Here is a 23,519-nt window from a genome sequence, read left to right as displayed (position 1 = left end):
CACCGCGTGAACATGACGCTGGACGAGGGCCTCGTCGCCCTCGAGAGCGACGTTCTGGAACTCGGTCTCCAGGAGCTGGAGACACTCGAGGCTCCCGGTTGGTGGACGGGCATCGGCGTCTCGGTCGGCGTCGTGTCGGCGAGCGCCGCCGCCTACGGCAGCTACGCGCTCACCGCCGCGACCATCGCGACCTGAGACAACCGCTCGTTTCACCCACCCATACGTAAAGGAGAGGGAACGATGCACAACGAACTGGGCAAGGACGCCGGCCTGGAGCTGGCCCTGCAGGAGCTGGAGACGCTGGAGGCTCCGGGCTTCTGGAGCGGTGTGTCGACCGGCTTCGCGGCGACCGCGGCCGTGGTCTCCGTCGCCGCGGCCTCCGCCGCGACCTACACGGCGATATCCGCGATCACCACCTGATCGGCACCCTGGGGCCGTAGTTCTGTGCTGGGGCAACGCGCGGTGCCCCAGCACACCCCTCCCGCACCGACTCCCCCCACACACAACAGCTTTGGAGCATCATGAACGGGCAAGAACCGGCCACGTCGAACCCCGCCCTGTTGGCCGTACTGGCACTGGTGGCGGCCGCCGTGGTGATCGCGGTCTTCCTCCTCGGCGACTCCTGGACACGTTGGGTGTACTACGCCGTCCTGGTGGCGGGCCTGCTGGCCACCACGGGATCCCTCGGCGCCCTCGTCAAGGTGCTGGCGAACCGTGACAGCTGACCGCCCTGTCGTCCGGGCCGCAGGACTGTGCAAGAGCTACGGGACCCGCCGGGTGCTCACCGACGTGGGTTTCGAGGTGCGACCGGGCCGGGTCGTGGGCCTGCTCGGCCGTAACGGCGCAGGCAAGACCACGCTGCTGAAGTCGCTGCTCGGCGTCGCCACCCCCGACACCGGCACCGTCGAGGTGCTCGGCGGCCCGCCCGGCCCGCAGAACGCGCACCGCGTCGGCGTCGCCATGGACGCCATCGGCTTCTACCCCGGCACCACGGTCGCGCGCGAACTGGCCATCTGGGCCCGCGCCCTCGGCGTCGGCCGCTCCCGGATCGCGGAGCTCGTCGACCTGGTAGGGCTCACGGGCGAGGAGAGCCAGCGCTGCGCCGCCCTGTCCACGGGCCAGCGGCAGCGGCTGCGGATCGCGACAGCCCTGCTTTCTCCGGACGTCGAACTGCTCGTGCTGGACGAACCGGCCAACGGCCTCGACCCGGACGGCATCCGCTGGATCCGGCGCTTCATCCGGGACCAGGCCACCGAGGGCAGGACCGTCCTGGTCTCCAGCCACCAGCTCGCCGAGGTGGAGAACACCGTCGACGACGTCCTTCTCCTGGACGGCGGCCGACTCGTCCACACCGGCACGCTCACCGACTTCACCGAGGGCGGCGTCAGGTCGCTCGAGGACCGTTTCTTCGAGATAGCGGGGAGCTGAACGCCCGTGTCCACTGCCGTACTCGTGCGCCATACCCAGTCCGAACTGCTGAAGGCCGGCTCAGGGCGGGCGACTCTCGGAGCGCTGGTCGGCGGCTTCCTGTGGTGCGCCCTCACCGGCTACGGCTACTACTCGGAGGGCCGCACCGATGTGGCCGCCGTGGCCTCGGGCGCCGTCACCGACGACATCGTCCGCGCCTGGATGATGATGCTGCTCTTCTCGGCCATCACCTGCGCCCTGGTCGTCACCCGGGACTTCGCGAACGGCACCGCGGCCCGTTCCGTGCTCGCCTACGGCGGGCGAACCGAGGTGTTCCGGGCCAAACTCGCCGCGGGAATGCTGCTCTCTCTCGGGTTCGCGCTGACGGCGATGGGCGGCGCCGCCGTCAACGTCCTGCTCGCCTCGAGCGGCGGAACGGACCTGGCCTGGACCGCCGAGACCACCAAGACCCTGCTCGGCGTCGGCGGTTGCGTGCTGCTGGCCGGCCCCTGGGGCCTGATGGCCGGCTGGATCGTCCGCAAGCAGACCCTCACCGTGCTCGCCATCGTCGTCCTGGTGGTCGGTGTCGAGCCCGGTGTCCAGCGGCTCGTGCCGGAGGCCGCCCAGTTCCTCTTCTCCATCGCGCTCAGCTCGATCTACCGCGACCACAAACCCGACCTGCTGCCGCTCGGCGCCGCGATCGGTGTCTCGCTGCTGTGGATCGCCCTGTTCGGCGTGGTCGCCAGATTGAGGTTCCTGCGCAAGGACGTCGCGTGAGCTACCGGGCCGGGCTGCTGCGTCGGCGCCCCGCGGCACCGGCTCCGGCAGACGGGGCCGGCGGCACGGCCCACCTGGAACGGGCCCGGCTCGCCGAGGGCGTACGGGTGCACCCACCCGTCGCCGACGGGGAGCCCTGGGTCCTCCAGCGCGGGGAGCACCAGTACTACCGGATCGGTGCCGACCTCGCCTCACTCGCCGACCGTCTCGACGGCACCCGCGACGTGGAGGAACTGGCCGACGGCCTGGGCCGCCCGTGGACCCCGGAGACCGTCCGGGAGGGCCTGCGGGCGCTGGACCGGGCCACGCTGGTCGTCCGGCCGCAGGACGGCCCGCCCCCGCGCCGGAGCACGGGCCGGTTCAAATACGTGCCACCGCTCACGCTCCAGTTCACCGTGCTGCGGTCCGGCGTGGGCCTCGCCCGGCTGATCAACCGCCTGCGCCTGGCCTCGCCCCGCACGCTGGGCGCAGCGGTCGCGCTGCTCGCCGTCATGGGCGCCTTCACCCTGGTGGGGCGGCGTGCCCACGCCGTCGAGGTGCTGAGCCGCCCTGTCTCGCTCTCCATGCTCATGGTCGTCCTCGCCGCCGTGTCGGTCACCACCGTCGCGCACGAACTGGGCCACGCCTGCCTGCTGGCGCACTACGGCGGCCGCCCAGGCCGACTCGGCGTCATGTTCTTCTACCTGTCACCCGCGATGTTCTGCGACGTCTCGGACGCGTGGCGGCTCAACCACCGGCAACGCGCCCACGTGGCGATGGCCGGTATCTTCGTCCAGCTCGGCGCGAGTGGCGCCGCCGCCTGCGCGAGCGGGCTGGCGGGTGACGGGCCGCCCGGTGACATGCTGCTGCTCTTCTCCCTCGTGAACGCGGCGGCGGCGGTCATCAACCTGGTGCCGTTCGTGAAGCTCGACGGCTACATCGCCCTGATGAGCTACCTGGACCACCCCAACCTCCGCGCAGACGCGCTGCGTTCGCTGCGGGAACGGTTCACCACCCTGCTCACCGGATCCCCGGGGTCCGAGAGGCCCGAGGGGTCGGCCGGGCGCGGCGGGCGGGGCGGGCGCCGGGACGGCGAGGGGGCCTGGCTGCCGTGGTTCGGCGCGGCCTGTCTGGTGACGCCGGTCCTCCTGGTGGTCCGGGGCTTGGGCCAATGGCTGGACGCGCTGCTGTCCCTGGGCTACTTCGGGCTCACCCTCTCCACCTCGATCGCCGGGCTGCTGGCCGTCGTCGTGGGGAAGGCGGTCCTCGGCCTGGTGCGGTCGCTGCGCGGCACCAGACCCCGGCCCCTGCGGGTGCTGGGCCTGACCCTGGTGATCGCTGCCGTCGTGTTCGGCGTCAGCCGTATCCATGTGACGACCACGCAGATCGGCGCCTACCGGGTGACCGGCGACGCGCAGGTGGTGCTGACCGTGCCGACCGGCCCCGACGGCCGGGACGTGCGCGCCGGGGACCGGGTGGAACTGGTCGAGGCCGGACTGGTCCTGCGCCGTCCGCTCGGCGAGGCCACGGTCGTAGCCGCGCTGCGTGGCGAGTCGACCGTGCCGCTGACCGGCCTCGTCCCGGTCGACGCGGACCAGGTGAAGGTGCCGGGCCGCTGGTACACGCTGCGGGTGCAGAACCTCCCGGAGGCCCGGGAGGGCAGCGTACGGCTGCACCCCCGGTCCGTTTCACTTCCGCGGTGGGCGTACGAGCGCTTCGTGCTGCCGTTCGCCGCACCGTTCAACTGACAGCAGAAACCGGAATACCGGAATGTATCTGACGTACCTTCAGTTCTGCCATCCCACCTCCCTCTTCTACGAGGAGCGGGACACCGAGGACCCCGGCACCTTCTTCGGCCTGCACCAGGACCCGGTCCCGGACGGCTGGACGCGCGAGGTGCGCACCGAGTGGGTCATGTACTCCCCTTCCTCCGATGCGGCGCGGATGCGCTGGCAGGGCTGGAAGATCCACGTCAGCGCCACCATCGGCAACGCCGAGGAACTGCTCGGCGATGTCTCCGCGTACTGCCTGGAGCGGTCCCTCCCGTTCAAGGCGCTCTCCAGCCGGCACACTCTGATCCGGCGTAACAGCAAGTACGCCGACCGCGGTGGCAGCGGCAAGTTCATCACCCTCTACCCACCCTCCGACGAGGCGTTCGCCACCGCCCTGCGGGAACTGGACCAGCGCATCGGTGGCCGGGAGGGACCGGCGATCCTCTCCGACCTGCGCTTTCGCGAGGGCCCGCTGTACACCCGCTACGGCGCGTTCGTGTCGCGGCGGATCACCGACGGAAGCGGGCGGCTGGTCGAGTGCATCGAGGACCCGGACGGCAACCTGGTGCCGGACGAGCGGCGCCCCGGCTTCCACCCACCGAAGTGGGCGCCGGTCCCCGCCGTGCTGGAGGAGTCGCTGGCGCTGCGGGCGGGGCTCCGGCTCTCGAACTTCCCCTATCGGGTGCGCAAGGCCGTCCACTTCTCCAACGGCGGGGGCGTCTACCTCGCTGAGCGCCCCGACGCACCGGGCCGCACGATCCTCCTCAAGGAGGCCCGCCCGCACTGCGGTCTGGACGAGAGCGGCAGGGACGCGCCGGCCCGGCTGGACCGGGAACACGCGGCCCTGCTCGATCTGGCGGGACTGCCCGGCATTCCGGCCGTGGACGCGTATGTCGACGGTGTCGAACACAAGTTCCTCGGTCGGGAGTACGTCGAGGGCAAGTCCCTCATGGACCTGGCCTGCGCACGCAACCCCCTGGTCAACCCCGACAGCACACTCACCCCCCGTGAGTACGCCCTCTGGGTCGGCGACCTGCTCGGCCGGGCGGCGGAGGCGGTGGCCGCGATGCACGAGCGCGGCTGGGTGTTCGGCGATCTGCACCCCAACAACCTCATCGTCGACGCCGAGGACCGGGTCCACTTCATCGACTTCGAGAACGCCTCGCGCGACGTCACGGGCTACACCCAGACCATGGGCGTCTTCGGCTTCCGGGCACCGCTCGGTCACCGGGGCACGGACGTCGACCTGTTCGCCCTGGGCGCCATGCGCATCGCGCTGCTCGTTCCGCTGACCCGGCTGCTCTCCCTGGGCCCCGACCGCGCCACGGAACTGTGCGCGGCGGCCTGCGAGCAGTTCGACGTTCCCGCGGAGTACTTCGACGGGATGGAGGCGCAGCTCGGCTGGGTCGCGGCGACGGACGACGCGTCTGCGCCTCCCCAGAGCGAACGGCGGCGCACCGCCGACGCGTTCACCGCCGACGCGCTCGCCGCAAGGCTGCGGGACTGGCGTACGCCGGAACGAGAGGACCGTCTCTTCCCCGGCGACGTACGGCAGTTCCTCCAGCCCTCCGGCGGTCTCGGCCTCGGCCACGGTGCGGCCGGCATGCTGTGGGCCCTGCACCGTGCGGGGGGTACCCCGGACGCCGCCGACCTGGCATGGCTGCTGGACCGGGTACGGGCCGCTGACGATCTGCCGCCGGGGTTCTGGAACGGCCTCGCCGGTATCGCCTTCGCCACCGAGGACCTCGACCCGGCGTTCTCGGACGAGTGCCTGGAGCGGGCGTTCGACGCGGCGCAGGGCACCCAGGACCTGTCGCTGGGCGGCGGGCTGAGCGGGCTCGGCGTGCAGTTGCTGCGCGCGCCCGGGCGCCACGACGAGGTCGCCATCCTCACCGATCGCGTGGTGAAGGCGGTCGACGCCCAGGACGACCACCCGGCGGCGGGGCTGGTCGACGGAGCCGCCGGACTCGCGGTCTTCCTGCTCCGCGCTGCCGCCGCCCTCGACGCTCCGGAGGCGGCGCGCGCCGCCGGTGACCTCCTCGACCTGGAGACCGCCCGCTTCGGCCTGGCCTCGGACGCCACCGCGGTCCCGGCCGCCCTGCCGGCCCTCGGTACCGGCCTCGCCGCCGGTGTCCTCGGTCTCGCCCTCGCCTGCCACGACCACGCCCGGCTCACCGGCGAGGACCGCTTCGTCGCACCGCTCGAACGCGTGGTACGGATCGCCCAGCGGACCACGGCCATGCACAACGGGCTGCTCAACGGGCGGGCCGGGCTCGTCCAGTTCCTCACCGCCGTCGCGCCGGACGACCCGGCCTCGGTGGCGGCGGTCCGCCGCGCCCTGGCCGAGACGGCGTGGCACCTGGCCCCGGTCGGAGACGGGCTCGCCCCGCTGGGCGACGAGTCCCTGAAGCTCTCCCTCGACCTCGGCACCGGGCTGGCGGGCCTCGTCCTCACCCATCAGGCCGCCGCCCGCCGCAGCTGCACCCTGCCGCTGTGGGAGGGTGCCCGGTGACGGACGCAGCCGCCTCCCCCGACCGGGCCGAGGTCACCTTCACGGTCGTCTGCCCGACCTACAACCGGTCGCGACGCCTGCTCCCCACGCTGGAATCGGTGCGTGCGCAGACGGTCACCGACTGGGAGCTGCTGGTCCTGTCGGACGGCAGCGACGACGACACCGCCGAGGTAGCCGAGGCGCTGGCGGCCGACGACCCCCGCATCCGCGTCTTCCGGCTGGAGCGCACCGGGCATCCGAGCGGCCCCCGGCAGGAAGGCCTGCTCCGGGCCCGTGGCCGCTACGTCGCCTACGTCGACCACGACGACCTGTGGCGCCCCGACCACCTGGCCGGCGTCCTCCCGCTGCTCGAAGCGGGCGCGACCGTGGTGGCCACCGGCTACCAGGCGGTCGGCGACACCGGAGCGGTGATCCGGCGCAGCGCCTGGTGGGACATGTGCTGGCACCCCGAGCTCCAGGTGCTCGACCCGCTCTTCGAGCCCAGCCGACTCGCCCACCGGCGCGGGGTGGCGGAGTCCGTCGGCGGCTGGCGGGTCACCCAGGGGCTGGAGGACTGGGACCTGCTGCTCCGGCTCGCCGACGCCGGCCACCGGGTGCGCACCACCACCGCCAGGACCGTCACCCTCTACGAGGGCGGCACCACCCGCAGGTACAGCGTCGCCCCCTCCCACCTGGTGCCGCTCTACGTCACCCCCGACGCAAGGGCCGCCCGGCGCATCCGCGACGCGCTCCGTGAACCGGCCGCGCGCGCCGCGCTCTCCCGCGCGGCCCACGAGGACAGCCGCGCCCGGATCCGACGCCTGCGGGACAGCGACGCATTCGTCAGCCCGACGCCTTCCGACGACGTGCCGGGTGACGGCGAGGTGCCGGATCCCCCCGAGGTGCCGGGGGACCGCGGTCCCGAGCCCTTGATCGTCCCACGCCGCGGTGCCTACGCGCTCGCCGTGCCGGTGTTCTGTTCGGCCCCCGGCCACGCCGTCCGCTTCGAGGAACTGCTGCGCCTGCACGCCCCCGCCCAGCTGGCCGTGGTGCACGCACTCGGCGAGAAGGGCGGCGCGTGAAGGCGCGGGCGCTCTCCGGAGGCAGTGGCGCCCGGCTGCGTCCGCACACCACACCTCGGTCAGGCAACTCGTCCCGATCGCCGGCAAGCCGGTGCTCTTCTACGGCCTGGATCAGGGCCGCCGTGGGCGGCGGTCGCGCTTCGGGCTGCGGATCACCTTCCTGCGCTAGGTGTACTGCCCTGAGAGGTTAGGGACGCGGGTCGGTATCGCCGTCGGGCGGAGCGAGAAGCACGTAGGTGCTTCGTCCACTCTCACAGGGTCATCGTGCATGCCGCGCGCCCCGGCCCGAGTCGTCGGCCTTCACGACTGATGCCGGGGCGCGCGGCGCGCGGATGCCTGGTTAGGGCGTGCGCGCGTCCACCGTGCCGTCTTCGGCCCGGTTCGACGTGGACCCGTCCTCCAGGCCCTCCTCGAACGCCGTGACGGCCCGGTCGATGAGCCGTTGTTCCTGCTTCCTCCGCTGAGCGGCCAGGTTGGCGTGGTGTTCGCGACGGAAGGCCTTGGTCGTGGCCAGGCACATCCCGATCATCACCAGGCTGAAGGGCAGCGCCGTGATGATCGCCACCGTCTGCAGCGTGGTCAGCGACCCGGTCCCCGTGCCGCTGGCGATCAGCAGCGCGATGGCCACGGCCCCCTGGGCCGCGCACCAGAACACGCGGCTCCATGTCGGCGGGTTGGGGTTGCCTCCGGAGGCCAGCACGTCGACCACGTAGCTGCCGGAGTCGGAGGAGGTGACGAAGAACAGCACGATCAGCAGGATCGTCGCCCCGGCGACGAGCGCGCCGCCCGGCATGCCGTCGAGCAGCTGGAAGAGCGCGCTGTCCGTGCCGACCGCGCCGTCCTCACCCACCAGTCCGCCCTCGCCGACCGTCTCACGGTGGAGTGCCGACCCGCCGAGGACGGCGAACCAGAAGAAGGTCAGGAGAGTCGGTACCAGCAGCACGCCCGTGACGAACTCACGAACGGTCCGCCCGCGGGAGATCCGGGCGATGAAGACGCCGACGAACGGAGCCCAGGAAATCCACCAGCCCCAGTAGAAGACCGTCCAGCCGCTGACCCATGCGGTGCCCTCCTCGCCCTGGGAGGCGCCGGTGTCGAAGCTCAGCGCGAGGATGTTCTGCAGATACGCGCCGATGTCCTCGACGAAGCCGTTGAGGAGGAAGAGCGTCGGGCCCGCGACGAGGACGAACAGCAGCAGCCCGCCGGCGAGGCCCATATTGATGTTGGACAGCCACTTGATGCCCTTGCCGACGCCCGTGACCACGGAGATGGTGGCGAGCAGGGTGATGCCGATGATGAGGACGACCCGAAGGGGCGTGCCGGGGTCGGTCACCCACCCCTGGAAGCCGAGCCCCGCCGAGATCTGCAGGACGCCGAAGCCGAGCGAGGTGGCCACGCCGAAGACCGTGCCGACGACGGCGATGGTGTCGATGGCGTCGCCCCAGGCACCCTTGATCTTGTCGCCGAAGACCGGTTCCAGAGCCCAGCGGATCGAGATGGGACGGCTCTTGCGGTGCACGGCGTAGGCGACGGCGAGACCGACCACGACGTAGATGGCCCAGGGGTGGATTCCCCAGTGCAGGAACGTCTGGACCATGGCGAACTCGCTCCGCGTCGCCTCGCCCTCACCGACACCCGGCCTGGGGGAGACGAAGTGGTTCAGCGGCTCGGCGACACCCCAGAAGACGAGCCCGATACCCATACCCGCGGCGAACAGCATCGCCAGCCACGAGCCCATGCCGAACTCGGGTCGCTCGTCGTCCTTGCCGAGCTTGATGTCTCCGAACCGGCCGATACCGACCCATAGGGCAAATATCACAAAGAGTGAGACGAGTGCGGTGTAATACCAGCCGAGACCGCTGATGATCTCTTCCTGCACCGCGCTGATGGCGCTTTGTGCGGAGTCTTTGAAGATCGTGGTGTAGAGGACGAAGGCGACGATGATGATCGCGGACGGCCAGAAGACGCGTGGTGCGATCGACGCCAGGGGGGAACGGGTCCCTGTTTTCTCTTGATCCGGAATATCAGCCGGTGATTTCGTCACTTGGGGAGCAGCCATGCTCTCTTTCCTCGTGTCGTCGGGCTCAGGCACGGTTGGCCGGACGCTGGTGCGTCTCTGCGGTCTCAGCGGCTTCCGCTGACTCGAACTGCCTTGGGCTGCGATGGCACAGGGGTGGAGAAGTGTTGCGCAGTGAGAGATTGCCATCGGTAGGCGCAACAGCGAACACTCCAGGTGCCCGGCCGTCAAGGCCCCTCGCATCACCCGCTGGGCATTCGACCGGCATCGGAATCGATCCGTGACCCGTGGCACGACGGTTGTGCCGTAGTCCTTCCAGCGCGTCGCCGGCCGCGGTCAGGGCCCCGGTTCTGGATCACTTTCCGTCCAGGGCCACGATGCCGACCGCCGCCGGCGTTCATCGAAAGCGGACTGGGACGGCACGCCCCGCGTGCTGGTGCAGCGTGCTGTAGCCGTGGCGGATCTCTTGCCCCATGCGTACCGGCGAGGTTCAGCCTTTCACAGGAGACAGCCACAGGAAAATTCCTCAGGAAGCGAGTGACGCTCAACGCTCAGCGAGCCCGACATCTGCTGCCGGCGTCACGGCCATGCCGTCCCCCTCGCCCGAATCTGCTCTCCGGACGAGGGGGAGGCAGATCAGTTCCTCACCGGGTCGATTCCCGCTCCACCGGCAGCCACAGCTCGGCGTCCGCCTCCGTGCCGTCGGGCGACAGGCGGGTGCGGAGGATTTCCGGGCCGGGGCGGGTGCGGTAGGGGTTGGACGGGAACCACTCGGTGTACACGTCGCGCCAGAGTTCCTGGATGGCCCGGGGGGCCGGGCCCGAGGTGGTGAAGACCGCCCAGGTGCCGGGCGGGACCGGGAGGGCGGTGGTGCCTTCGGGAGCCCCCGCCGGGGCCGGGGCCGAGGTGATCACGGCGTGGTAGTAGTCGAGTTCCGTGCCCTCCGCGCGGCTCGGGTCCAGGTCGTCGCAGACCGCGACGATGCCCTGCGGCTCCTGGTCGGACAGTTTCTCCAGCTGGTCCACGGCGGGCCTGCCGAGGCCGCGGACGAAATCGATGATCGCCTGGTTAGGGCCGGAGTGGATCAGGGGGATCCGGGTCCGGAAGCCCATGACGGTGAAGGCCGGGCGGTCGACGACGCGGTAGTGCATGCTGCTGTTCCCTTCGACGGTGAGGCGGAAGGACAACCGGGGCTGGGAGAGGAGGGCGGCGCCGGTGCGCCGGGCTTCGCCCGGGCCCACGCCGTGCATCGTGCGGAACGCCCGCGCGAACGCCTCGCCGGAGCCGTAGCCGTAACGGACCGCGATCTCCAGCAGCGTCGCGTCCCCCGACAGCACCTCCGCGCCTGCGACCGTCAGCCGGCGGCGGCGGATGTACTCCGACAGTGGCATTCCTGCCAGGGCCGAGAACATGCGGCGCAGGTGGTACTCCGAGGTGCATGCCGTACGCGCCAGGCCCGCCACGTCGACGGTGTGGGCGAGGTCCTGTTCGATCCGGTCCATCGCCTGGTTGAGCCGGTCCAGCACGCCCGGTCTCCTTCCTTTTCGTGCCTTCACGCTAGGCAGCGCGTGCCCTGCCGCACCCGACATCCTGTGCCCGTTCCGGTCGGGTGCCGTCTGCGCTGAAAGACGTGGGTGAGGCCCCGTCCGGCAGGCGTACTCACGGCGTCCCCGCCGTGAACGGCTAGCATCGCCCGTCGGTCCGTCAGTTGCCGATCGGGACGAGGTGAGGACATGAGGGCGCCCCGGATCGCCGTCGCCGTGGTGACGATGGGCAACCGGCCCGAGGAGGTCGACGCCCTGCTGGAGTCCGTGGCCAAGCAGGACGTGCCGCCCGAGCGGATCGTCGTCGTCGGCAACGGCTGCCCGCTGCCCGAGTTCGCCCGGCGGCTGTCGCTGCCCGGCGAGGTCACGGCCGTCGAGCTCGACGAGAACCTCGGCTGCCCCGGCGGGCGCAACGCGGCCCTGGCACGGCTGCGGGAGTTCGGCGACATCGACGTCGTGGTGGATCTGGACGACGACGGTCTGCTCGTCGACCCCGACGTGCTGCGCCGCGTGCGCGACCTGTACGCCGCCGACGAACGGCTCGGCATCGTCGGCTTCCGCATCGCCGACGAGCTAGGTGAGACACAGCAGCGGCACGTGCCCAGGGTCGGCAACTCGGACCCGCACCGGGGCGGTTACGTCACCGGCTTCCTCGGTGGCGGGCACGCGCTGCGGATGGCGATGCTCGACGAGATCGGCGACTGGCCCGCCGAGTTCTTCTTCGCGCACGAGGAGACCGACCTCGCATGGCGTGCGGTGGATGCCGGCTGGCGGATCCTGTACGCGCCGGAGCTGCTGCTCCGGCACCCGAAGACCTCGCCCGCCCGGCACGCCATCTACTACCGCGTCAACGCCCGCAACCGCGTCTGGCTGGCCCGCCGCCGGCTGCCGCTCGCGCTCGTCCCGGTCCACCTGGGCGTGTGGGTGCTGCTCACCCTCGCCCGGAACCGGTCGGGCACCGGGCTGCGCGCGTGGTGCGGCGGATTCGTGGAGGGCGTCCGGGAACCGGCGGGGGAGCGGCGGCCCATGCGGTGGCGGACGGTGTGGCGGCTCACTCGGCTGGGGCGGCCGCCCGTCATCTGACGCGCTGGGGGAAGGGGCGGGTCCCGGCCGTTCACCTCGCCGACCGGGACCCGGATCCGGCCGCGGCGGCGACACTCCCCCGAGTTGCGCGTCCAGACGCGCGCACCCCCGGGCCAGATCCGATGTAGTGATCACATCAGGCTTTGCCAACGGATCGCTAACATGTGGCCAACGCTTCGCCGTTGCGTCGTCCGCCGGTTGGCCGGAAGTCGCCGAACCAGGGCTGACGGTGGTCAGGGCAGCGGCCGGTCCCGGTGCGGCAGGCGAAGGTGGAGGTGGCGGAAATCCGCTGCCCAGGGGTGAAAACGCGTCAAGGTCGGGGGCACGGGGGTATGCGGTTCGGGCTGTTGGGGCCGCCGGTGCTGTTCTGCGACGTCCGGGGCGGCGGCCGGGGAGCGGCCAGGGGCATCGCCGCCGCCAAGTCCCGTGTGCTGCTGGCCGCGCTGCTCCTCGACGCCGGGCGGGTCGTCTCCGTCGAGTCGCTCAAGGACGCGCTGTGGAGCGGGGCACCGCCCGTGTCCGCGCAGGCGTCCCTGCACAACCACATCGCCCGGTTGCGGCGGCTGCTCGACGACCCCGGAAGGCTGCGCACCGTGCCGTCCGGGTATGTGCTGCGGATCGACGAGGGAGAGCTGGACGTCCACGTCTTCGACGCCCACGTCGCCGAGGCGCGCGCCGCGCACACCGGCCAGGACTGGGAGCGGGTGGTGCGCGAGTGCGCGGGCGCGCTCGCCCTGTGGCGGGGCGCGCCGCTCGCCGGGCTGCCGCCCGAGGTGGGCGGGTACGCGTTCGCGCAGCGGCTGTGCGAGGCCCGGCTGCTGCTTCTGGAGTGGCGCTACGACGCCGAGCTGGCGCTGGGCGGCCCGCGGCTGCACGAGCTGGTGCCGGAGCTGGCGGCCCTGACCGGCGCGTATCCGCTGCGTGAGGCGTATTACCGGCAGTTGATGCTCGCCCTGCATCGCACCGGTCGTCAGGCCGAGGCCCTGGCCGTCCACCGCGACCTGCGCAGCCGACTCGTCGGCCAACTCGGCATCGAGCCGGGGCCGGGGGTGCGGGAGGCACACGTGGAGGTCCTGCGGGGGGCTGTGAGGGAAGAGGGCTCAGGGGAGCCGGGTGAACCGGGCAGGCCGGTGCCCTCGCCCGCCCAACCGCCTCCGCCCGCCCAACTTCCCCCACCCCCGACCCACTTCATCGGCCGCACCGCCGTACGCGACGCGCTGTACCGCACACTCACGGCACCCGATCCGTACCCCACCGCCGTCATCAGCGGCATGGCCGGTGTCGGCAAGAGCGCGCTCGCGCTGCGGGTCGCCCATCAGCTGGAGGAACGTTTCCCCGACGGCCGGCTCCACCTCGGCCTGCACGGCGCCACCCCGGGCAGGACCCCCCTCACCCCTGGCCAGGCGCTCACCGCCCTGCTGCGTGACCTCGGCACCGAGCCCTGCCGCATCCCCGAACAGCCGGACGCGGCAGCCGCGTTGCTGCGCTCGCTGCTCGCGCCGACCCGCACGCTCCTGGTGCTGGACGACGCCGCGAGCGCCGCACAGGTACGGCCGCTGCTGCCGGGCGGTGCCGGGTGCGGGGTGATCGTCACCAGCCGTTCGCCGCTGACCGCCCTCGACGGCGCGGCCCGGTTCCCGCTCGCCCCGCTGTCGGACGAGGAGAGCGCCGAACTCCTGCGCAGGGCCTCGGGCCGCGACGGGCTGGACGATACGGACGCCACCCGGCTCCTCGTCGGGTTCACCGGCCGTCTCCCGCTGGCCCTGCGGGTCGTCGCCGCGCGGCTAGCCGCCCGCCGGGCCCTCACCCCCGACGCTCTCGCCGGACAACTGGCCACAGCCGAAGGCCGGTTGCACCACCTGGAGTACGACGACCTGAGCGTCCGCCGCTCGCTGGCCGTCGCGCACGACGCGCTCGCCGCCTCCGAGCGCGCAGCCGACCGGGACGCCGCCCGCACCCTGCGCCGTATCGGCGCGCTCGACCTGCCCACGTACGGCGCCCCCCTGCTCGCCCGCCTCACCGGCACCGGCGAACCCCGCACCGAGGCCGCTGTGGACCGCCTCCTCGACGTGGCCCTGCTGGAGGAGACGACGTACGGCCGCTACGCACCGCACACCCTGGTGCGCGACTTCGCCCGTGAACTGACCGGGGAGCGGGACGCCGCCGAGACCGCCGACATCGCGCTGCACTGGTACGCCGCCGTCGCCGAGCGCGTCCTCGCCGCCCTCGTGGAACCCGGCGTCGACCAGGACGACCGCCGCCGCCCCACCCCGACGCAGCCGAGCGGCCACGCGGCCCACCTCGCCACCGTCGCCCCCTTCGCCGGCGCCGAAGAGGCCCTCGCCTGGGGGGACAGGGAGCTGGAGAACGTCGTCACTCTGGTCGAGCGGTACGCGGACGACACCTCCGGGCAGCGCGCGGGCCTGGCCGGCACGCTGGTCCGGCTGATCTTTCCCTACGCGCGTCGCCGGGGTCGCGTCGCCGAGATGGAGGTGCTCGGGCGGGCCGGCCTCCGGGTGGCCCGGCGGCTCGGTGACGCGGCGGCGGAGGCGTACGCGCTGGTGGACCTCGCCGGGCTGCACTTCCTGACCGGCCGGCACGACGACGCCCTCGCTCTCAACGACCGGGCGCTGGCCATCTGGCGGCGGCTGGACCACCCGTCCTGGATCCGCCGCTGTCTCGACGACCGCGGCCCGCTGCTGGACGGGGCCGGCCGGCGCGCCGAGGCGGGCGAGGCACTGACGCGGAGCCTGGCGTACGCACGGCGGCTGAACGACCCGTACGGCGAGGCCGTCACTCGCGGCCACCTCGGCAACCTCGTCGAGCACACCGACCCGCGGGCCGCCATCGAGCAGCACCGGCGTTCGCTCACCTTCGGTGACGAGATCGGCGCCGTGAGAGTGCGGCACTCCGCGCACTGCGACATCGGGTACGCCCATCTGCGGCTCGGCCAACCGGCCGCCGCTCTGCCGCACTTCGAGGAGAGCCTGCGCGTCCTCGGCGGCCATGGCGACTGGCACGGCGAGTCCCGGGCCCGGCTCGGACTGGTCCGTGCCCTGTGTCTGCTGGGCCGCAGCAGGCGGGCCGCCCGCGAGTGCGCCGAGCTGCTCGGCCGGGCCGGCGCCCGCGCAGACCACTACACCGGCGGTCTCGCCCGCCACCAGCACGGACTGCTGCTGCGGGAGTGGGGACACATCGGCGAGGCGCGTGCGGGGTGGGGCTCGGCTCTCGCCGCACTGGAAGGAACGGACGAGCAGGCGGTCGTCAAGGAGCTACGCGCGTTGCTCGCTCCCGCTGACTGACCACGCTTTCCTCGGCGACTTCTGTCCCGACCGGACTACTTGGCGTCGGCGTAGCACTCCACCACCGCCGTCGTGAACGGGAACCGCACCGGTGTCTCCCCGAAGGTCAGCCGTCCGGCCAGGGCCGCCGCCTCGCGGATCGCCGCCACGACCGCCTCCGTCTCCTCCTCGGGGCAGTGCACGATCACCTCGTCGTGCTGGAAGAAGACCAGCTCGGCCGCCAGCTCCGCGCAGGTCTTCCGCAGCGCGGCGAGCAGCAGCAACGCCCAGTCGGCGGCGCTGCCCTGGACGACGAAGTTGCGGGCGAAGCGGCCGCGGGCGCGGGCGTTGGTGGAGGCGTAGCCGGGCACCCACGGTCCGCCGTCCGGCTGGTCGTCCGCCCCGGCGACGACGGCGGCCGTCGGGATGCCCGCCTCCTCCGTCGCGTCGTCCGTCCCCCGGGCCGCGGGCGGGCAGGTCCGGCCGAGCCAGGTCCGCACGAGCCGGCCCTCCTGACCGGCCCGGGCGGCGTCGTCGACGTACGCCACCGCCCTGGGGAATCGGCGTCTGAGCGCGGCGAGGTTCTTCAGGCCGTCGCCGGAGGTCTGGCCGTAGACCGCGCCGAGCACGGCGAGTTTGGCCTGGGAGCGGTCGCCGGAGAAGGCGCGGTCGGAGACGGACTGGTACAAGTCGGTCTCCCGGCCGGCCACCTCCATCAGACCGGGGTCGCGGGAGATCGCCGCGAGGACGCGCGGCTCCATCTGGTCGGCGTCGGCGACGACGAGCCGCCAGCCGGGATCGGCGACCACGGCCCGCCGGATCACCTTGGGGATCTGCAGCCCGCCTCCGCCGTTGGTCACCCAGCGCCCGGTCACCGTCCCGCCCGCGAGGAACTCGGGTCTGAAGCGCCCCTCACGGACCCAGTCCTGCAGCCAGGACCAGCCGTGGGCGACCCAGATGCGGTACAGCTTCTTGTACTCGATCAGGGGCTTCACGGCAGGGTGGTCGACCGACTCGAGCTCCCAGCGGCGGGTCGAGGAGACCTTGATGCCGGCTTGGGCGAAGGCCTTGACCACGTCGGCGGGCAGGTCGGGGCGGACCCGGCGGCCGAACGCGGCGGACACCTCGTCGGCCAGCTCGGCCAGGCGGCGGGGCTGGCCGCCGCCCGCGTACCGCTCGCCCAGCAGGTCGTGCAGCAGCGCGCGGTGCACCTCGGCGCTCCAGGGCAGCCCGGCGCGGTTCATCTCGGCGGCCACCAGCATGCCCGCCGACTCGGCGGCAGTCAGCAGCCGCATCCGGTCGGGGTGCTCGGCCTGCTCGTGCCGCTCGTGCTGCCCGGCGTAGACGGCGAGGAGGTCCGGCAGGGGGAGGGGGACGCCCTGCGGCTCGAACAGGGAGGACTGGGAGCCCGGTTCGGCGGAGCGCTGGGGCGGATCGGGCGGTACGGGGCCGCCGCGCAACCGGGCCAGGGCGGCCGCGGCCGAGCGGGGTTCCCCGTACCGCCCCTCGTGGCCGAGGAGGAGGGTCTCGGCGGCCTCGATGTCGTAGCACCGCTCGACTCGCACCCCCGTGGCGAGCAGGCGCGGGTAGACCTCGGCGGTGGACCGCCACACCCACCGCGTGACGCCGGGACGGCTCCGCACGGCCGCGGCGGGATCCGCCTCCCGCCGCACCGGCCCGGCGGGCAGCCCGTCAGGCCCGAGGGGGGCGACGTCCACGCCACCGTCCTCGGCCGGAGCGAGCGCCCACCGGTCGGCCATGCTGCGAGTGTGCCAGGGGGGTCTGACAACGCCCCCTGCCGCCGCCGGACGGGGGTCAGGACTCGTCCAGCACGTTCTCCTGCGCCCGCGCGATCTTCTCCAGCACCCTGGCGACGTACTGCTCCGTCCGCTGCTTGTCGATGCCCAGGCCGCTGAGGACGCCCTGGCCGTTCTCGTGCTCCAGCAGGGCGAGCAGGATGTGCTCGGTGCCGATGTGGTTGTGGCCGAGGCGCAGCGCCTCGCGGAAGGTGAGCTCCAGGACCTTCTTGGCGGCCTGGCCGTACGGCACGAGCTCCGGGGCGTCGTCGACGGCCGGCGGGAGCGCCGCCGTGGCCGCCGCGCGGACCGCGTCGAGGGAGACTCCCAGTTCGACGATGGCCTTGGCGGCGAGGCCCTCGGGTTCGGCCAGCAGTCCGAGGACGAGGTGCCCGGGCAGGCCCTCGGCGTTGTGCGCGGCCTTGGACGCGTTGTGCGCCGCCATCACCGCGCTGCGGGCGCGGGGCGTGTACCGGTTGAAGCCCTGGCTGGGGTCGAGGTCGGCCGACTCCTTGGGCACGAACCGCTTCTGCGCGGCCTGCCGGGTGACGCCCATGCTCTTGCCGATGTCGGTCCAGGAGGCGCCGGAGCGCCGGGCCTGGTCGACGAAGTGGCCGATCAGGTGGTCGGCCACGTCGCCCAGGTGGTCCGCGGCGATCACCGCGTCCTGGAGCTGGTCGAGCGGCTCCTCGTGGACCTTCTTGATGGCCGCGATGAGGTCGTCGAGACGGATGGATGACGTCGTGTCGGGGTTCGCCATAGTGTCAACCGTAGGTTGCGCCCCTCTTGCTGTCAACCATGGGTTGACAGCAATGAGTGGGTTCCGGGCCGGTCGCGGCGGCATGGCACCATCGGCCCGTGAGTACGTCCAGCACCGTCGACCGCGCGTTCGCAGCGGCCCTCTACGAGACCGCCGAGACGGCCCTCGACACCGGCGCGTCCCTGCTCGCCTCCGACCCGGCGGCGGACGCCGAACTCGCCCGGCGCGGACAGGAGTTCGTGGCGGGAGCCTGGCGGCGCGGCTGGCAGCCGGCCGACGTCGTGCGCATCGTCCGGCGCGAGCTGGACGACGTGCACGTGCAGCTGGTGGCCGCGCTGATCCGGGCACAGGCACCCGGTGACGGCCCCCGGGGCCGCCGCTGGAACGCGCAACTCGCGGAGCTCCCCGCCGACGCCGCGTCCCGCACCGACCGCTTCTCGCATGCCACCGCCGTGCTGGAGTTGTACCGCCTGCTGCTGCGGCTGCCGTCCCTGGAAGCCCTCGACGAGGCGCCCGGGGAGGCGAGGGCCGAGTCCCGCATGCTCACCCGCATCCGCGCCCTGCTCGCCAAGGCGGAGGCCACCGGGTTCCCGGAGGAGGCCGACGCGCTCAGCGCCAAGGCGCAGGAGCTGATGGCCCGGCACAGCGTCGACGAGGCGCTGCTCGCGGCGCGGGCACCGTCGCCGGACACGCCCGGGGCCTGCCGTATAGGGGTCGAGCCGCCGTACGAGCAGGCCAAGGCGGTGCTGCTGGACGCCGTCGCCGGTGCCAACCACTGCCGGGCCGTGTGGAACGAGCCCCTCGGCTTCTCCACCGTCGTCGGCTTCGAGGCCGACCTGGAGGCGGTCGAACTCCTCTACACCTCGCTCCTGGTACAGGCCACCACCGCGATGACGAAGGCGGAGGCCGCGGTGGTGGCGCCTGCTGCTCGAGCGCAGCCGGGAACTCGGGGGCGGGCGGGTGGCCGCAAGCGCACCAAGACGTTCCGGCAGTCCTTCCTCGCCGCCTACGCCCACCGCATCGGAACCCGCCTGGCAGCAGCCGCCGAGACTCAGGTGACCGACGACCTGCTCCCGGTCCTCGCCTCCCGCGAGGCCGCCGTCACCGGGCGGCTGGACCGGATGTTCCCGGAGACGACCACGACCCGGCTGCGCGGGGTGCGCGACGCGGCGGGCTGGACGGAGGGCGCGCAGGCGGCGGACCGGGCCCAGGTCCGGCACCGGCCGCCGCTGCGCTGACCTCCCGTCAGTCGCCCGAGGACTCGAAACCGCTCACCGTGGCCTGCGCCGCGCCGCCTCCCGCGTCCCTCCGGGCGACCTCGCCGTACGACCACGTCAGGTCGTGCGCGTCCGCGGTGGCGCCGGGCAGGGTGAAGGACGCCTTCCGCACGGGGAGGCTCTTCGGGGAGCCCGCCTCGCCCCGGACGTAGGTGATGGTGAAGGACGTGGTGCCGCCCTTCCCGAGCGTGAGCGACCCTGCCTTCGCGGCCTGGTCGGGGGAGACGGACGTCGTGCTGTCGTCGGCCATGAGGTCCACGGCGGGGAAGCCCTTCAGCGTGCACTGCGCGCCCTTGTTGGTGAGCGTGACGGTGACGGTGCCGGTGTCCCCGGCGGCCGGCGCGGCGCCCGCGCCGACCTGCACGCCCATGTCGCCGAGCGCGCAGGCCGAACTGCTCGGCTCGTCCGCGTTCTTGACGTCGTCGCCACCGGCCTTGTCGTCGTCGCAGCCGGTCAGCAGGAGCGTCGTGGCGAGGGCGGCGGCCAGGGTGAGGGGGAAGGTGCGCATGGGGTCCTCTGGCGTGTCGTGCGGGAGCGGCTTCGGGCCCCTGGATCATCACGCACGCGCGTTCCGTACGCGCACGCGCCCCCGGCGATTCCCCCGAACGCCGGACGGGCATGCGCCGTGGACGTCCCGAACAGGGGGGGCGGGTGCGGGCCTGCGTGGCTTGCCTGGCTCGTGGCTCGTGCGTTTGCCGGGCGGGTGCGTGCTTTCGCCGGGTCCTCGGCGAGGCCGCCCTGTCCGCCTGCCGGGCCCAGGGGGGGGCGGGTGCGGGCCTGCACCGAGTCCTCGGCACGCAGCCTGCGCGTGCGCTGGTCCGAACCCGCCGCACGGGCATACGCCGCCCTCGCGACCGCCCGGCACACGCCCCCGCGGGTCCCCCCGGACCGCCGGACGGGCCGCGGCGCCTGTGAGCGATCCGCGGCCCGTGCGTAAGGATCCGGAGGATCCGGAGGTCAGCCGAGACTCGCGGTCGGCAGGCCCGTCGGCAGCTTGCCGCCCTCCGCCTTCGTGTAGGTCTCCGCGCCGAGGCCGCCCTCCCAGGTGACCTTCAGACTGCTTCCGTTCACCGAGTCGACCGTGCCGGCCGCCCGGTCCTTGGAGCCGTCCGTGCACTTCAGGCGAATCATCCGCGTCCCGGACTCATCGCCCGCGGTGCCGCTGCACACGCTCCCGCCGGTGGCGAACAGCGCTGCCTGCTTGCCGGTGATCACGAGGGCCACCGCCTTGCCGTCGGTCGTCGCGAGCCAGCTGCCGGCCAGCTCGCCGCCGGCCGGCTCCTCGGCTCCGGATCCGGAGCCGCCGCCCGTGCCGGCGGACGCCGAGGCGGACGGAGCCGGGCTGGAGGCCGAGTCGCCGTCCGAGCCGCCGTCGCCGCTGCACGCGGTCAGCGCGAGCGCGCCCGCGAGCCCCGCGGCCGCCGCCGCGACGCGCACGGCGCCGCCGCGGCGCGAGAAGATCACCGAAGTCACTGCAAGCCCCCAAGCTGTAGCCGGCCCGGCCCGGCCCGGACAGCACCGGCCGGCCTCCTGGCCGGAACGATCGCAGCAAGCTACCAGGGCCCGTCAAGAGCCTTCTCGAATGCCTCTCACCAGGACGACTTGCGCACCCCGGGCAGATAGCCCGCGTGGGCCTGCTCCCGCAGACTCACCCGGGACAGCCCGAACGCCCGGAAGTAACCGCGCGGCCGGCCGTCCACCTGGTCGCGGTTGCGCACGCGCGTGGCGCTCGCGTCGCGCGGCTGCCTGCGCAGCTCCGCCTGGGCGGCGAGCCGTTCGGCCGCCGTCGACGACGGCCGCCGGATGATCTCCTTCAGCTCGGCCCGCCGGGCGGCGTACCGCGCGACGACCTCCTGCCGCCTGTCGTTCTTCGCGATCTTGCTCTTCTTCGCCATCAGACCCTCACTCCCCGGGCGCGGATCCGGGCGACGGCCGCCTCGACCCCGATCGTGTCGACGGTCTTGATCCCCCTGGCGCTGAGCCGGAGCCGGACGTACCGGCCCTCGCTCGGGAGCCAGTAGCGCTTGGACTGGATGTTGGGGTCGAACCGGCGGGGCGTGCGCCGGTGGGAGTGCGAGATGCGGTTGCCGAAGCCCGGCTGTGTGCCGGTCAGCATGCAGTGCGCGGACATGGTGGTGACGTACCTCTCTGCTCAGGCTGTGGAAATGGATTTCATTTTCAGTATCATAGCGGCATGGCACGCAACGAACTCCGGCCGGTCATCAAGCTCCGGTCCACCGCCGGGACCGGCTTCACCTACGTGACCCGCAAGAACCGCCGCAACAACCCGGACCGCCTGACCCTGCGCAAGTTCGATCCGGTCGCCGGCCGCCACGTCGACTTCCGAGAGGAGCGCTGACCATGCGCGAGGGAATCCACCCGGAGTACGGCCCCGTCGTCTTCCGCGACCGTGCCGCCGACTACGCCTTCCTCACCCGCTCGACCATGACGAGCGAGAAGACGATCGAGTGGGAGGACGGCAACACCTACCCGGTCGTCGACGTCGAGATCTCCGACGTCAGCCACCCCTTCTACACCGGCACGGCCCGCGTCCTGGACACCGCCGGCCGTGTGGAGCGCTTCGAGCGCCGGTACGGAAAGAAGGGCTGACCCCGTGGCTGTCCATCCTGGGCTCTCCGTCGTGATCGTCGGCGGACTGCACGCCGACGCCCGCAAGGCCGCCGTCGCGCGGCTGCTCGCCGACGTGCCCGGCAGTGTCGTCCTCCACCACGACCTGGCGACGGCCGCCGCGGGCACCGTCGTACGGACCATCGGGGACGCCTCCGGCATCCTCGACGCGGGGGAGGCGCCGCTCGTCAACGACTGCGCGTGCTGCGCCCTGCGCGAGGACCTGGTGCCGGAGCTGGAGCGGCTGCGGGACGCGGGCGGCACCCGGCTCGCGGTCGTCGAGCTGTGGGACTCCGTCGAGCCCAAAGCCATGGCCGAGGTCGTCACGGCCGGCGGGCTCACCGTCACCGGCGTGATCACCGCCGTCGACCCGGCCCTGGTCCTGCCCTACCTCGGCAACGGTGACGACCTGGCCGACGGCGGTCTCGCCGCGGCCGCCACCGACCAGCGCACGGTCGCCGACACCTTCGCGCGGCAGCTGGAGTACGCCCCCGTCCTCGCGGTCGCCGATTCCCCGGAGGCCGACGACGAGGACCGCGAGCTGCTCGCGCAACTGCACCCGACGGCCCGCCAGGTCCCGATCAGGCACAGTGACCCGGCGGACACGGCCGTGGACGACCTGACGGTGCCCACTCCCCGCCACCGCCCGCTCTCGCCCCTGGCCCGGGCCGCCCTGGCCGGCTTCGACGTCGAGGCGGCCGCCGCCGCCCAGCATCCGGCCTGCGCGCTGCTGCCCGCCGAGGCCGACGCGCACGGCGTCTCCACCCTGGTCTGGAGCGGGCGCCGCCCCTTCCACCCGGAGCGGCTGTACGCCGCACTGGAGGACCTGACCTGTGCGGCCGCCCGCAGCCGGGGCCGCTTCTGGCTCGCCGACAAGCCCGACACGCTGTTCCACTGGGACGCGGCGGGCGGGGCCCTGTGCGTGGAGAGCGCGGGCCCGTGGCTGGCCTCCCTGCCGGACGCGGCCTGGGAGATGGTCCCGCCGGTGCGCCGCGCCGCCGCAGCGCTGGACTGGCACCCCGAGCACGGTGACCGCTGCCAGCACCTGGTCTTCACCTCGCCCGGTCTCGACCGGGACGGCCTGGAGCGGCTGCTGGAGTCCTGCCTGCTGACCGACGCCGAGTACGCCGCCGGGCGCGATGCCTGGCAGCGGCTGCCGCACGCCTTCGACACCCTCCTGGAGGTCTGATCCGCCATGCCCCGCAAGCTCGACCGCAAGCCCGTGAAGAACCGGCCCAACCCCCTGGACCAGGCCGGGATCACCTACATCGACTACAAGGACACCGACCTGCTGCGGAAGTTCATCTCCGACCGCGGCAAGATCCGCAGCCGCCGCGTCACGCGGGTGTCGGCCCAGCAGCAGCGGCAGCTGGCCAGGGCCATCAAGAACGCCCGCGAGATGGCGCTGCTGCCGTACGCCGTGCGCTGAGCCGGCCGCGTGGCCCGGGTGGCCGACCGGCGCGGTGGCACGGGCCGGCCGCCGTGGCGGGGTCGGCCGCGTGGTGGTTGTTCCGCGCGGCGGGCCAGGGCCGTCGGGGACGCGCATGATGTTCTGCTGCCGTGAGCCGTGAGCCGTGAGCCGTGAGCCGTGAGCCGTGAGCCGTGAGCCGTGAGCCGTGAGGTGC

23 protein-coding genes and 1 pseudogene are annotated in these 23,519 nt (G+C 72.9%); 16 read left to right on the top strand and 8 right to left on the bottom strand.

Features of this window, described 5'->3' with window-relative positions:
• Positions 1 to 12: 12 nt before the first annotated feature.
• From ACFU3E_RS12460 to ACFU3E_RS12420, 9 genes and pseudogenes are all read left to right on the top strand, one after another.
• A complete protein-coding gene (locus ACFU3E_RS12460; protein WP_384155692.1) occupies positions 13 to 195 on the top strand; it encodes a daptide-type RiPP in 183 nt (60 codons plus the stop codon).
• Between the two features lie 45 nt (positions 196 to 240).
• On the top strand, positions 241 to 420 hold the full coding sequence (locus tag ACFU3E_RS12455) for a daptide-type RiPP (RefSeq protein WP_384155515.1): 180 nt from the start codon (positions 241 to 243) through the stop codon (positions 418 to 420).
• Positions 421 to 521: 101 nt separating this feature from the next.
• Positions 522 to 725 carry a hypothetical protein gene (locus ACFU3E_RS12450; protein ID WP_384155512.1) on the top strand — a complete coding sequence of 68 codons (204 nt, stop codon included), beginning with the start codon at positions 522 to 524 and terminating at the stop codon, positions 723 to 725.
• Entirely contained in the window at positions 715 to 1,428 is a 714-nt protein-coding gene (locus tag ACFU3E_RS12445) for an ABC transporter ATP-binding protein (RefSeq protein ID WP_384155509.1), read from the top strand. The genes ACFU3E_RS12450 and ACFU3E_RS12445 overlap by 11 nt, the downstream gene beginning before the upstream one ends.
• Before the next feature lie 6 nt (positions 1,429 to 1,434).
• Entirely contained in the window at positions 1,435 to 2,184 is a 750-nt protein-coding gene (locus ACFU3E_RS12440; protein WP_384155506.1) for an ABC transporter permease, read from the top strand.
• Positions 2,181 to 3,911, top strand: coding sequence for a daptide biosynthesis intramembrane metalloprotease (gene mpaP, locus ACFU3E_RS12435; RefSeq protein WP_384155503.1), 1,731 nt, complete (start codon positions 2,181 to 2,183; stop codon positions 3,909 to 3,911). The genes ACFU3E_RS12440 and mpaP overlap by 4 nt, the downstream gene beginning before the upstream one ends.
• A 22-nt stretch (positions 3,912 to 3,933) precedes the next feature.
• Positions 3,934 to 6,447: a class III lanthionine synthetase LanKC gene (gene lanKC / locus ACFU3E_RS12430; protein WP_384155501.1), complete on the top strand. Its 2,514-nt coding sequence runs from the start codon at positions 3,934 to 3,936 to the stop codon at positions 6,445 to 6,447.
• On the top strand, positions 6,444 to 7,508 hold the full coding sequence (locus ACFU3E_RS12425; RefSeq protein ID WP_384155498.1) for a glycosyltransferase family 2 protein: 1,065 nt from the start codon (positions 6,444 to 6,446) through the stop codon (positions 7,506 to 7,508). Before lanKC ends, ACFU3E_RS12425 begins: the two co-directional genes overlap by 4 nt.
• A pseudogene (locus tag ACFU3E_RS12420) lies at positions 7,505 to 7,617 on the top strand (sugar phosphate nucleotidyltransferase); the annotation flags it as partial. The gene ACFU3E_RS12425 and the pseudogene ACFU3E_RS12420, both read left to right, overlap by 4 nt.
• 231 nt (positions 7,618 to 7,848) lie before the next feature.
• Here ACFU3E_RS12420 and ACFU3E_RS12415 read toward each other — a convergent pair.
• Together ACFU3E_RS12415 and ACFU3E_RS12410 are read right to left on the bottom strand one after the other, a co-directional pair.
• The gene (locus ACFU3E_RS12415) at positions 7,849 to 9,567 is read right to left on the bottom strand and encodes a BCCT family transporter (RefSeq protein WP_384155495.1); all 1,719 of its coding nucleotides are present in this window, start codon (positions 9,565 to 9,567) and stop codon (positions 7,849 to 7,851) included.
• 602 nt (positions 9,568 to 10,169) lie between these two features.
• A complete protein-coding gene (locus tag ACFU3E_RS12410; RefSeq protein WP_384155492.1) occupies positions 10,170 to 11,051 on the bottom strand; it encodes a helix-turn-helix domain-containing protein in 882 nt (293 codons plus the stop codon).
• Between the two features lie 207 nt (positions 11,052 to 11,258).
• Here ACFU3E_RS12410 and ACFU3E_RS12405 point away from each other — a divergent pair, with 207 nt between their 5' ends.
• On the top strand, positions 11,259 to 12,152 hold the full coding sequence (locus ACFU3E_RS12405; RefSeq protein ID WP_384155489.1) for a glycosyltransferase family 2 protein: 894 nt from the start codon (positions 11,259 to 11,261) through the stop codon (positions 12,150 to 12,152).
• Positions 12,153 to 12,484: 332 nt separating this feature from the next.
• Positions 12,485 to 15,454, top strand: a complete 2,970-nt coding sequence (locus tag ACFU3E_RS12400; RefSeq protein ID WP_384155486.1) for a BTAD domain-containing putative transcriptional regulator — start codon at positions 12,485 to 12,487, stop codon at positions 15,452 to 15,454.
• 35 nt (positions 15,455 to 15,489) lie between these two features.
• Here the strand turns inward: ACFU3E_RS12400 and ACFU3E_RS12395 are convergent, their stop codons facing one another.
• The gene (locus ACFU3E_RS12395) at positions 15,490 to 17,193 is read right to left on the bottom strand and encodes a bifunctional 3'-5' exonuclease/DNA polymerase (protein ID WP_384155483.1); all 1,704 of its coding nucleotides are present in this window, start codon (positions 17,191 to 17,193) and stop codon (positions 15,490 to 15,492) included.
• A 55-nt stretch (positions 17,194 to 17,248) separates the two neighbouring features.
• Positions 17,249 to 17,989 carry a Clp protease N-terminal domain-containing protein gene (locus tag ACFU3E_RS12390; protein WP_384155480.1) on the bottom strand — a complete coding sequence of 247 codons (741 nt, stop codon included), beginning with the start codon at positions 17,987 to 17,989 and terminating at the stop codon, positions 17,249 to 17,251.
• Positions 17,990 to 18,087: 98 nt separating this feature from the next.
• Here ACFU3E_RS12390 and ACFU3E_RS12385 point away from each other — a divergent pair, with 98 nt between their 5' ends.
• Entirely contained in the window at positions 18,088 to 19,227 is a 1,140-nt protein-coding gene (locus ACFU3E_RS12385) for a DUF2786 domain-containing protein (RefSeq protein WP_384155477.1), read from the top strand.
• Between the two features lie 7 nt (positions 19,228 to 19,234).
• Here ACFU3E_RS12385 and ACFU3E_RS12380 read toward each other — a convergent pair whose 3' ends face one another.
• From ACFU3E_RS12380 to rpmB, 4 genes are all read right to left on the bottom strand, one after another.
• Positions 19,235 to 19,774, bottom strand: a complete 540-nt coding sequence (locus ACFU3E_RS12380; protein ID WP_384155474.1) for a DUF4232 domain-containing protein — start codon at positions 19,772 to 19,774, stop codon at positions 19,235 to 19,237.
• A gap of 449 nt (positions 19,775 to 20,223) precedes the next feature.
• Positions 20,224 to 20,730, bottom strand: coding sequence for a hypothetical protein (locus tag ACFU3E_RS12375; protein WP_384155471.1), 507 nt, complete (start codon positions 20,728 to 20,730; stop codon positions 20,224 to 20,226).
• A gap of 125 nt (positions 20,731 to 20,855) precedes the next feature.
• Entirely contained in the window at positions 20,856 to 21,161 is a 306-nt protein-coding gene (gene rpsN / locus ACFU3E_RS12370) for a 30S ribosomal protein S14 (RefSeq protein ID WP_384155468.1), read from the bottom strand.
• Positions 21,161 to 21,397, bottom strand: a complete 237-nt coding sequence (gene rpmB, locus ACFU3E_RS12365) for a 50S ribosomal protein L28 (RefSeq protein WP_384155465.1) — start codon at positions 21,395 to 21,397, stop codon at positions 21,161 to 21,163. Before rpmB ends, rpsN begins: the two co-directional genes overlap by 1 nt.
• Positions 21,398 to 21,460: 63 nt before the next feature.
• On the opposite strand from rpmB, the gene rpmG reads away from it, so the two are divergent.
• The 4 genes from rpmG to rpsR are packed head-to-tail and all read left to right on the top strand — an operon-like array spanning position 21,461 to position 23,323.
• Complete coding sequence (rpmG, locus tag ACFU3E_RS12360; RefSeq protein ID WP_384155462.1) at positions 21,461 to 21,625, top strand: 50S ribosomal protein L33; 165 nt, start codon at positions 21,461 to 21,463, stop codon at positions 21,623 to 21,625.
• A gap of 2 nt (positions 21,626 to 21,627) precedes the next feature.
• Positions 21,628 to 21,876 (top strand): type B 50S ribosomal protein L31, encoded by a 249-nt coding sequence (locus ACFU3E_RS12355; RefSeq protein ID WP_030235956.1) that lies wholly within the window; start codon positions 21,628 to 21,630, stop codon positions 21,874 to 21,876.
• A 4-nt stretch (positions 21,877 to 21,880) separates the two neighbouring features.
• Positions 21,881 to 23,083, top strand: coding sequence for a CobW family GTP-binding protein (locus tag ACFU3E_RS12350; RefSeq protein WP_384155459.1), 1,203 nt, complete (start codon positions 21,881 to 21,883; stop codon positions 23,081 to 23,083).
• A gap of 6 nt (positions 23,084 to 23,089) precedes the next feature.
• Positions 23,090 to 23,323: a 30S ribosomal protein S18 gene (gene rpsR, locus ACFU3E_RS12345; RefSeq protein ID WP_384155456.1), complete on the top strand. Its 234-nt coding sequence runs from the start codon at positions 23,090 to 23,092 to the stop codon at positions 23,321 to 23,323.
• The last annotated feature ends 196 nt before the right edge of the window (positions 23,324 to 23,519 follow it).

This window comes from Streptomyces sp. NPDC057424 (genome assembly GCF_042803315.1).
Classification (GTDB): Bacteria; Actinomycetota; Actinomycetes; order Streptomycetales; family Streptomycetaceae; genus Streptomyces.
The sequence above is the reverse complement of the archived record's forward strand: the minus strand, read 5'-3'. Positions and strand labels throughout refer to the sequence as shown.

What these genes read in the sequence shown, in the direction of transcription:
- ACFU3E_RS12460 (WP_384155692.1), top strand. Translation starts at nt 13, where the DNA reads ATGACGCTGGACGAGGGCCTCGTCGCCCTCGAGAGCGACGTTCTGGAA.
- ACFU3E_RS12455 (WP_384155515.1), top strand. Translation starts at nt 241, where the DNA reads ATGCACAACGAACTGGGCAAGGACGCCGGCCTGGAGCTGGCCCTGCAG.
- ACFU3E_RS12450 (WP_384155512.1), top strand. Translation starts at nt 522, where the DNA reads ATGAACGGGCAAGAACCGGCCACGTCGAACCCCGCCCTGTTGGCCGTA.
- lanKC (WP_384155501.1), top strand. Translation starts at nt 3,934, where the DNA reads ATGTATCTGACGTACCTTCAGTTCTGCCATCCCACCTCCCTCTTCTAC.
- ACFU3E_RS12415 (WP_384155495.1), bottom strand. Translation starts at nt 9,567, where the DNA reads ATGGCTGCTCCCCAAGTGACGAAATCACCGGCTGATATTCCGGATCAA.
- ACFU3E_RS12405 (WP_384155489.1), top strand. Translation starts at nt 11,259, where the DNA reads ATGAGGGCGCCCCGGATCGCCGTCGCCGTGGTGACGATGGGCAACCGG.
- ACFU3E_RS12400 (WP_384155486.1), top strand. Translation starts at nt 12,485, where the DNA reads ATGCGGTTCGGGCTGTTGGGGCCGCCGGTGCTGTTCTGCGACGTCCGG.
- ACFU3E_RS12395 (WP_384155483.1), bottom strand. Translation starts at nt 17,193, where the DNA reads ATGGCCGACCGGTGGGCGCTCGCTCCGGCCGAGGACGGTGGCGTGGAC.
- ACFU3E_RS12390 (WP_384155480.1), bottom strand. Translation starts at nt 17,989, where the DNA reads ATGGCGAACCCCGACACGACGTCATCCATCCGTCTCGACGACCTCATC.
- ACFU3E_RS12380 (WP_384155474.1), bottom strand. Translation starts at nt 19,774, where the DNA reads ATGCGCACCTTCCCCCTCACCCTGGCCGCCGCCCTCGCCACGACGCTC.
- rpsN (WP_384155468.1), bottom strand. Translation starts at nt 21,161, where the DNA reads ATGGCGAAGAAGAGCAAGATCGCGAAGAACGACAGGCGGCAGGAGGTC.
- rpmB (WP_384155465.1), bottom strand. Translation starts at nt 21,397, where the DNA reads ATGTCCGCGCACTGCATGCTGACCGGCACACAGCCGGGCTTCGGCAAC.
- rpmG (WP_384155462.1), top strand. Translation starts at nt 21,461, where the DNA reads ATGGCACGCAACGAACTCCGGCCGGTCATCAAGCTCCGGTCCACCGCC.
- ACFU3E_RS12355 (WP_030235956.1), top strand. Translation starts at nt 21,628, where the DNA reads ATGCGCGAGGGAATCCACCCGGAGTACGGCCCCGTCGTCTTCCGCGAC.
- rpsR (WP_384155456.1), top strand. Translation starts at nt 23,090, where the DNA reads ATGCCCCGCAAGCTCGACCGCAAGCCCGTGAAGAACCGGCCCAACCCC.